Annotated in this window: 8 protein-coding genes; 1 reads left to right on the plus strand and 7 read right to left on the minus strand. The window is 62.0% G+C overall.

The annotated features are described in order from the left end of the window. Positions 1-58: 58 nt before the first annotated feature. From QZ638_RS20335 to QZ638_RS20345, 3 genes are all read right to left on the minus strand, one after another. On the minus strand, positions 59-307 hold the full coding sequence (locus QZ638_RS20335; protein ID WP_295813749.1) for a DUF4170 domain-containing protein: 249 nt from the start codon (positions 305-307) through the stop codon (positions 59-61). Between the two features lie 125 nt (positions 308-432). Beyond that, complete coding sequence (locus QZ638_RS20340) at positions 433-1,233, minus strand: 3'(2'),5'-bisphosphate nucleotidase CysQ (protein ID WP_295813751.1); 801 nt, start codon at positions 1,231-1,233, stop codon at positions 433-435. Then, positions 1,220-2,566: a TldD/PmbA family protein gene (locus QZ638_RS20345; protein ID WP_295813754.1), complete on the minus strand. Its 1,347-nt coding sequence runs from the start codon at positions 2,564-2,566 to the stop codon at positions 1,220-1,222. The genes QZ638_RS20340 and QZ638_RS20345 overlap by 14 nt, the downstream gene beginning before the upstream one ends. A 125-nt stretch (positions 2,567-2,691) precedes the next feature. On the opposite strand from QZ638_RS20345, the gene QZ638_RS20350 reads away from it, so the two are divergent. Further along, positions 2,692-4,494, plus strand: coding sequence for a monovalent cation:proton antiporter-2 (CPA2) family protein (locus QZ638_RS20350; protein ID WP_295813756.1), 1,803 nt, complete (start codon positions 2,692-2,694; stop codon positions 4,492-4,494). Positions 4,495-4,500: 6 nt separating this feature from the next. On the opposite strand, the gene QZ638_RS20355 is transcribed toward QZ638_RS20350, so the two are convergent. The 4 genes from QZ638_RS20355 to QZ638_RS20370 all read right to left on the minus strand — a co-directional run. Further along, positions 4,501-5,391: a patatin-like phospholipase family protein gene (locus tag QZ638_RS20355; RefSeq protein WP_295813758.1), complete on the minus strand. Its 891-nt coding sequence runs from the start codon at positions 5,389-5,391 to the stop codon at positions 4,501-4,503. A 3-nt stretch (positions 5,392-5,394) separates the two neighbouring features. Continuing rightward, entirely contained in the window at positions 5,395-6,753 is a 1,359-nt protein-coding gene (locus QZ638_RS20360) for a pitrilysin family protein (RefSeq protein ID WP_295813765.1), read from the minus strand. 5 nt (positions 6,754-6,758) lie between these two features. Then, positions 6,759-8,132 carry a pitrilysin family protein gene (locus QZ638_RS20365; protein WP_295813761.1) on the minus strand — a complete coding sequence of 458 codons (1,374 nt, stop codon included), beginning with the start codon at positions 8,130-8,132 and terminating at the stop codon, positions 6,759-6,761. Between the two features lie 89 nt (positions 8,133-8,221). Beyond that, on the minus strand, positions 8,222-8,673 hold a 452-nt coding region (locus tag QZ638_RS20370; protein WP_295813763.1), incomplete at its 5' end, for an RsmD family RNA methyltransferase.

The raw sequence follows: 8,673 nt of genomic DNA on the forward strand, positions 1-8,673 counted from the left end.
GTTCGCGTTCATGGCAGGGGAAGGCGCAGTCGCCTTGTTTTCCATATGCGGATCCTTGCTATCCCTTGCTCGCGTCGGACGCAGGATCCAGCAGGCGATAAAGGTGAACGATGAAATAGCGCATATGCGCGTTGTCAACGGTCTCCTGCGCTTTCGCGCGCCATGCTTTTTCGGCCGATTTGTAGTCAGGATAAATACCGACGATATCGACGTCGTCGAGATCGCGGAAGGTCACACCGGTCAGCGACGTCAGTTCTCCGCCGAAGACCAGATGCAAAAGCTGAGAGTTCTCGTTTTTCTCGGACATGTTCAAGCCCATTTGCAGACGAATGTGGCAATAAGCAAATCGCTAAACGCCCGTGTAGAGGAATTCCCGCGATTTTGAAACCGTTTAGAGCCGGCATCCCCGGCTTCTGGAAGTCGCGGACCGCATCAACGGTTATCCGAAAGCGTGGCGGTCATGGTTTGCAGGAGCATGCCGCTGCCCGCGGCCAGCGCGCCTTTCTTCGGATCGGCGCCCGCATAAAGCGGCGCGTTGCCGTTTACATCGCGGATCGCGCCCCCCGCTTCGCGAAGGATCACGTCCGCCGCCGCCAGGTCCCAGTCATGGGCGTTTGGCTTCACGAATGTGGCATCGAGCGCCCCGCTGGCCACCATTGCGACGCGATAGGCAAGCGAGGGAATGTAACCGTAAGCCTTCGTTCTCCGCGAAACATCGCTCGGCAACATGGAAACCATGGCTTTGGGACCAGCGATCACGAGCGCATCGCCCGCAGGTTTCACCGTCAAACGCTCCCTGTTGCAAAACGCTCCACCGCCGGCAGATGCGCGATAGGTTTCGGAAAGCTCCGGACATTCCAGCACGCCCACGGCGCTTTCGCCCCGATCCACGACAGCCACGCTGACGCACCAGGTCGGTCGCCCACCGATGAACGCACGCGTTCCGTCGATGGGGTCGACGATGAATACCCGCTCACGACCCAATTCCTGATCGGCCGCCGCCGTCTCTTCCGAGAGCCAGCCGTAATCGGGACGTGCTGCCAGAAGCTGCTCGCGCAAGAAACTGTCGACGGCCAAATCCGCCTCGCTGACCGGCGAAACGCCGCCCTTCCACCAGACCTCGGGATCGCGGCGGAAATATCTGAGCGCAATGGCTCCGGCTTCATGCGCCGCCTCCGCGATTAATGCGAGATCGGCTTCAAGCGCTTCTTTCTGAAGTTTATTTTCCGGCAAGCGTCATGCCTTCCACGAGAAGCGTTGGCGCAGCCGTGCCGAAATTGCGGTCGATGTCGCTGGCCGGCGTCATGTTCAGGAACATGTCCTTCAGGTTCGAGGCAATGGTCACTTCCGAGACCGGATAGCTGATCTCGCCATTCTCGATCCAGAACCCCGCGGCGCCCCGGCTGTATTCACCTGTCACCAGGTTCACCCCCTGACCGAAAACTTCCGTCACGTAAAAGCCCGCCTTTATGCCCGCGATGAACGCCTCGGGCGTTTCGGTGCCCGGCTCCAGCGCCAGATTGGTGGACGCCGGATTGACCGAGGAGGAGCCGCGCACACCGCGCCCATTGGTACCCGAAAGGCCAAGCTGACGCGCGACGGAGGTCGACAGAAACCAATGATTGAGAATGCCTCCATCGATCATGACCAGTTTTTCGCCTGCCACACCCTCCCCGTCGAAGGGGCGGGAGGAAGAACCGCGCCGGCGCTGGGGATCGTCCGTCACGGTGATGCCCGGCGCTGCAACGGTCTTGCCCATCATGTCGCGCAAAAAGCTCGATTTGCGCGCGACCGAGGCACCATTGATCGCAGATGCGAGATGGCCGGCGATGCCGCGCGCCACACGCGGATCGTAGACGACGGGGTAACGGCCGGTGGCGACCTTCCGGGCATTGAGCCGTTTGACGGCCCGCTCGCCAGCGCTGCGGCCGATCTCTTCAGGCGCGTCGAGGTCGAGGAAATGAAGGCGCGAGGAGTAATCATAGTCGCGCTCCATGCCAGTGCCTTCACCGGCCAGAACGCTCACCGAGCGGGAAAACCGCGTCGCCTCGTACTGGCCGATAAAGCCTTCGGAGGTCGCCAGCACCAGGCCACCGGACCCAGCGCTCGCTCCGCTACCGGACGAATTCGTGACGCCGGAAACATCGAGCGCGGCGGCCTCGGCGGCAAGCGCATCCTCCTTCAACCGGTCGGCCGAAACTTCCGTTGCATCGTAAAGTTCGAGATCGGCGATCGAGCGCGCCAGCCGCCCCCGCTCGGCAAGCCCCTGATAGGGATCTTCCGGCGATGCTTTCGCCATGGAGACGGCACGCTCGGCAAGTGGCATCGGATCGGCATTGGCGGGTGCAGAGACGCTGGCGACCCGCTTGCCCACGAACACGCGCAACGACATGTCGTCGCTTTCGGACGCCTCGGTGTTCTCCACTTTTCCAAGTCGCACCGACACGCTCTTGGAATACCCCCGCACCACGACCGCATCGGACGCATCCGCGCCAGCCTTCTTCGCAGCCTCCACAAGGGCAACGACCCGGTCGGTCAGTTGCTGTTTTTCCGATTTGTCTGTCATTGCGGTCCTGGGCAATCCTGGCTGGATAATCATCGCGCATGGGGAATATCTGTTTGTTCCATTTATGATTCGCGGGTCATATGTGCAATGGTAAGCTGAGATTCCCCACGCAAACCGGAGATCCGATGGCCGTCGAAGCCGCTGCACCGCTCTATTACGAACCGCTGCTGCTACTGGGCGGCGCCGTCATTGCCGCGCCTCTTTTCGCTCGCATCGGGCTCGGCACAATTCTCGGCTATCTGGCCGCCGGAGTCGCCATCGGCCCCGTTCTTCTTCTCATCTCCGACGGAGAAGAGTTGCTGCACGTGGCGGAGCTCGGTGTGGTCCTGCTTCTGTTCATCATCGGGCTGGAGCTCAAACCGGCGCGCCTCTGGTCTATGCGGCGCAGCATATTCGGCATGGGACTGTTGCAGGTTCTGGTCACCGGTGTGGCCCTTGCCGCAATCACGCTTCTGCTCACGGATTTTTCCTATGGCGCAGCCTTCGTCGTCGGCTTCGGTCTTGCGCTCTCCTCCACCGCCTTCTCGGTGCAAACACTGGAATCGCAGGGCGCGCTCAACAGCCGATACGGGCAGACCTCCTTTTCGATCCTTCTGTTTCAGGACCTCGCCATCGCTCCCCTTCTGGCACTGGTGCCGCTGCTTTCTCCCGGTGGCGAGGGCGCCGATGCCATCAGCCTCGAGCGATTTCTCCTGGCACTCGCAAGCGTGCTGGCCCTTGTCGTCGCCGGCCGCTATCTGCTCAATCCGCTGTTTCGCGTGATCGCCAATACGGGCGCGAAGGAGGTGATGATCGCGGCCGCGCTTCTGGTGGTGCTCGGCTCCGCAACGGTGATGCAGGTGGCCGGGCTCTCGATGGCCCTCGGCGCATTCATCGCCGGTGTGCTGCTGGCCGAATCCTCTTTCAGACACGAACTTGAAGCCGATATCGAACCCTTCCGCGGCATTCTTCTCGGTCTTTTCTTCATGGCCATCGGCCTCTCGCTCGATCTGCGGATCGTTCTGGAAAACTGGCTTTCGATCCTGATAGCCGTGCCCATCCTGATGTTGGTGAAAGCGATCATCCTTTACGGGATCAGCCGCATCTTCGGGTGCGAGCACAACGGTGCGGTGCGTGTCGCGGCGCTCCTGCCGCAGGGCGGCGAGTTCGGCTTCGTGTTGTTCACTGCCGCTGCCTCGGCCTTCATTTTCGAGCAGTCGACCGCATCGCTTCTAATCGCCATCGTCACCGTTTCCATGGCCCTGACCCCGCTCTCCGTCCGACTTGGCGAAATGCTGATACGGACAGAACCGGCGGAGGAACTGGACGAGGATTTCGAGGGGGCCGGCGCCGATGTGATGATGATCGGCTTTTCCCGTTTCGGGCAGATGGTTTCGCAGGTTCTGCTTTCGGGAGGAACGGAGGTAACGATCATCGACCACTCGGCCGATCGCGTCCGGGCGGCCGGACGTTTCGGTTTCCGCATCTATTTCGGCGACGGGCGGCGCAAGGAAGTGCTTGAAGCCGCCGGCATCCGCAACACCAAGATCGTCGCCGTTTGCACCAATGGCGCGCTCGCCACCGATCAGATCGTCAATCTGATCCGGGACGAATTCCCGCATGTGCGGCTTTACGTGCGCTCCTACGACCGCGCCCATACGCTTTCCCTGCGAAACCGCGATGTGGAATATGAGCTGCGCGAGACCGTGGAATCGGCGCTTCTTTTCGGTGGCAAAACGCTGGAGGCGCTTGGGACCAGCGAGGAAATCGCCAGCGAGATCGTCGAGGACGTGCGGCGGCGCGACGAGGAACGCCTGGCCATCCAGTCTGTCGAGGGCATTTATGCCGGCAACGACAAGATGCGCGTGCGCCCGGTGACCCCGGAGCCGCTGATCAAGCCGAAACGCGAAAGCCAGCGGATTGATCAGGACGAGGAGCCTGTGGGCTGACAAGCCTTACACGCGGGCCTTCTCGAAGTCGGCGACCGCGGCCTCGATGGCGCGCTTCAATTCGTCGCGAATCTCCTGCGTTTCGGCAAGAATTGCATCGATTTTCATGAAATCGAGCACGCGAAATCGCGAAACGGCCGGGCGAATGAGAATGTCCGGGCGACCGTGTTCGAGCTTCATGGCGATGATCGACTGCATCATAAGCTGACTTGCACCGAACATGAGTTCGATGGAGGTCGGCGGCTTGCCGCCGGCATCGGCCGGTGCGCCCACCACATCGACCGCAATCAGTATATCGGCCTCGCCTTCGACCAGATCGAACGGCACCGGGTTGTAGATGCCGCCGTCGATCAGCGTGCGGCCATTGCGTTCGACCGGGCGAAACACCGCCGGAATGGCGGCGGAAGCGGCAAGCGCCTCCGCGAGCGGACCGCGATCGAGCACCGCAAGCTCATGGCCGAAATAGTCGGTGGCGGTGACGCGCAGCGGAATCTTCAACTCCTCGAAGGTCTGCGGCACACCCGGCGGCAGGAAAGCGCTGATGATGCGTTCGGCATTGAACTGGCCGAAGCGGAATCCGCCTTCCATCATTTCGGCGAAATTGCCGGGCCGCGCTTTCCACAAGCGGCTGGCGACTTCGGTGCGGCTGCCAAGAATGGCGCGGGCATGGGCATGGATATCCCTGCCGCTGATGCCGGCGGCGAAACCGGCGCCCATCAGGGCACCGATGGAGGAACCGGCGATGACGGTCGGCGCAATGCCCAGTTCGTTGAAGGTCTCGATGATGTGGATATGCGACAGGCCGCGCGCGCCGCCCCCGCCGAGCGCAAGCGCGAAGCTCGGCCCGCCGGCAGCGCCTTTGCCGTCCGTCCTGCCGTCCGCCAGCGCCGTTTCCATCGACTAGCCCCCGTTCTGCGCCTGCTCGGCGGGGCCGATCACCAGGAGCGCCGGCTTTTGCGACAGGAGACGCTTGGCCGCATCCTTCACATCGTCCAGCGTGACCGCGTTGATGAGATCGGCGCGGCGTTCGATGTAATCGATGCCCAGATCGTCCTGCTGCAGCCCGACCAGCGTGCGGGCAATGGCGGTGGACGAATCCAGATTGTTGATCGCATAGGAGCCGATGACATAGGTCTTGGCCGTGTCGAGTTCCTTCTGGGTCGGTCCCTCGTCGCGCAGGCCGGCAATCACGTCTTGGATCACGGACAGCGTTTCACCGGCCTGTTCGGCGCGGGTTGCGGTCTGGATCGCGAGCGTCTGCGCGTGATCGCGGCTGTGAAGATAGGACGATGCGCCATAAGCGAGGCCGCGCTTTTCGCGCACCTCCTCGAACAGACGCGAGGAGAACACGCCGCCACCGAGAATCTGGTTGAGCAGATAGGCCGAGAAGAATGCCGGATCGTCCCGCTCCACACCGGGATAGACGAGTTGCAGCGTGGCTTGCGGCAGGGGGTAATCGACGCGCAGTTCCTGGCCGAGGTTCGGCTCGATGCTCTCAACGGGCTCGAGTCCGGCCTCGGCCGGCAATTCGCCGAAAACCTCGTCGAGAACGCTTGCCAGACGCTCCGCGTCGATGTCGCCGACGACACCGATTGTGAGGTTGGAACGGGCGAAGACACGGGCGTGAAACGCTTTCAGGTCTTCAGGCGAGATGGCGGCGAGGCTTTCCAGCGTTCCCTCGTCGGGGTGGGCGTAGGGGTGATCGCCGTAAAGCGCTTCGGAGAGCTTGAGATAGCCCTGCTTACGCGGATCGCGTTCATCGGATCGAATGCCGACAGCGATCTGGCCACGGATGCGCTCGACCGGACCGGTGTCGAAGCGCGGGGCGGTAACGGCGAGCCGCACCAGTTCGAGAACCTCGTCGCTGTTTTCAGCGAGCATCCGCACCTGGCCGGAGATCTCGTCGGAATTGGTGCGGAACGACATCTCCGCGCCGAGCTCTTCCATTTTCGTCTGAAAGGCGTCGGAATCGAGATCGCCCGCGCCTTCGTCGAAGAGACCAGTCATGAGATTGGCTATGCCTTCCTTGCCCTCCGGGTCCTGCGCGGAGCCGCTCTTGAAGGAGAACTGGAAAGTGACGATCGGCAGCGAATGGTCTTCGACCAGCCACGCCTTTATGCCTTTTTCCGAGGTCACATCCTGTATTTCGACCGCCGCCTTCGCCGGCACGACAACGAGGATCAGGACAAAGATCAGGGCCAGGAACGCCCCGGCGTTCAGGTAGCTGCGCATGTAAAAACCCGGTTTGAAATTCAGCATCTGTTTCACGAGCGCTCTCCCTCCTCGGGAAGGAGGTATCCCTTCACGGTGTGATTCATGTCGAGATAACGCTCGGCGGCGGCCTGCACGGTCTCGACAGTGACGGCATCCAGCCGCTCCTGCAGACCGGTGATGTCCTCGACCTTGCCACCCGTTGCCAGAACGGCGCCGAACAGGTTCGCGCTGCGCACCTGACTGTCGCGCATGAAAATCTGGTCGCGCAGGATTTTTGTGCGCGCCGTCTCCAGCTCTTCCGGTGTGATGCCTTCGCTCTTGATCTTTTCGATCTCGGCGACGAGCGCCTCTTCGACCGCCTCGAGATCGGCCTCGCCGCGCGGCGCGCCATAAACGACGAGAGCGGAATAGTCGTAGGCCGCGCCCTGCAGGTAGCTGCCGGCGCTTGAGGCGATGCCCTGCTTCACGACCAGTTCCTGATAGAGACGGCTGCGCAACCCCTCACCCAGCACCTCGGAAAGAATGGCGATCGCTTCGAACTCACCCTTCTCGGCCCTGCGCGCCGAAGGCACAAACCAGTTGATCGACAGATTGGGCACGGTGACGCGCGGATCGCGGAAAATCACTTCGCGCGCGGTCTTCTGGTCGGGCTCCATCGGCCGGGCACGCGGCGGCAGGTCGGGACCGCGCGGGATCTTGCCGTAGGTTTCCTCGGCCATATCGCGCACAACGCCGGCGTTCACATCGCCCGCAACCACCAGCACCGCATTGTTGGGCGTATAGAACCGGTCGTAGAAGCTCTTGAGATCGTCATGTGTGAGACCCTCGATCTCCCGTTGCCAGCCGATGATGGGAATGCCGTAAGGATGGTTCTGGTAGAGCGTGGCATTCAACTCCTCCGAGAGGATGGAAGACGGCACGTTGTCGGTGCGCTGGCGTCGCTCCTCGAGCACCACCTGGCGCTCGGTCTCGATGTTTTCTTCCGACAGCACCAGATTGCGCATACGATCCGCCTCGAAACGCATCATGTCCGGCAGCTCGGATGGTGCGATCTGCTGGTAGTAGGCAGTGTAGTCATATGACGTGAAGGCGTTCTCGCTGCCGCCGACAGCGGCGATCGCCGCCGAGAACTCGCCCGAGGGATAGGTGCTCGTGTCCTTGAACATCAGATGTTCGAAGAAATGGGCGATGCCCGACTTTCCAGGCTCCTCGTCGGCGCTGCCCACCTTGTACCACAACATATGCGTGGCGACGGGCGCACGATGATCCGGAATGACGACGACCTCAAGGCCGTTCTCCAACGTGAAACTGGACACGGCGGTATCGTCCTGGGCTTCCTGCGCGGTGGCAATGGACGGCGCCGCAACGGCAACGATGAAAGCGAATGCCGCGTTTCGTGCGACATTCGCGATGGAATTTCTCATGGACAAGCCCTGTACGGTTTGTGGTGCGCCCGCACACAATGGCACGAGCTCATGACAACGCAAAGCTATCGGCGCAAAAGTGACGAAACTCAGGCGTATTCGACAAAGCTCGCGCAGGAGGTGCCGTATTCACGCCGTTCGATGAGATGAAAGCCTTCCGGCGGTTGAAACGGCGAGCCCACGGCCTCCTCGACCATGACGAGGGCACCGGACACGAGCCAGCCGCCGGCCAGTGCCGCGGCCAGCGCTTTTTCGCCATAGCCATTGCCGTAGGGTGGATCGGCCAGAACGATGTCGAATGGTTGGATGGTTCCAGCCGCGCCGATTCGCGTCGCATCCCGACGGAAGATCCTGGAACGCCCCTGTAGGCCGAGATTTTCGACATTGGTGCGGATCAGGGCGCGGGCGGCGGCGGCCTCCTCGATGAAGAGCGCAAAATCGGCCCCGCGTGACAGGGCCTCCAGTCCAAGAGCGCCCGTGCCGGCGAAGAGGTCGAGCACACGCGCGTTTTCCAGCCGGTCGGCATAGCGGTGCTCTATAA

The sequence above is a fragment of the uncultured Nitratireductor sp. genome (assembly GCF_913053745.1).
In the GTDB taxonomy this organism is placed as follows: domain Bacteria; phylum Pseudomonadota; class Alphaproteobacteria; order Rhizobiales; family Rhizobiaceae; genus Nitratireductor.

What these genes read in the sequence shown, in the direction of transcription:
- QZ638_RS20355 (WP_295813758.1), bottom strand. Translation starts at nt 5,391, where the DNA reads ATGGAAACGGCGCTGGCGGACGGCAGGACGGACGGCAAAGGCGCTGCC.
- QZ638_RS20360 (WP_295813765.1), bottom strand. Translation starts at nt 6,753, where the DNA reads ATGCTGAATTTCAAACCGGGTTTTTACATGCGCAGCTACCTGAACGCC.
- QZ638_RS20365 (WP_295813761.1), bottom strand. Translation starts at nt 8,132, where the DNA reads ATGAGAAATTCCATCGCGAATGTCGCACGAAACGCGGCATTCGCTTTC.
- QZ638_RS20350 (WP_295813756.1), top strand. Translation starts at nt 2,692, where the DNA reads ATGGCCGTCGAAGCCGCTGCACCGCTCTATTACGAACCGCTGCTGCTA.
- QZ638_RS20345 (WP_295813754.1), bottom strand. Translation starts at nt 2,566, where the DNA reads ATGACAGACAAATCGGAAAAACAGCAACTGACCGACCGGGTCGTTGCC.
- QZ638_RS20335 (WP_295813749.1), bottom strand. Translation starts at nt 307, where the DNA reads ATGTCCGAGAAAAACGAGAACTCTCAGCTTTTGCATCTGGTCTTCGGC.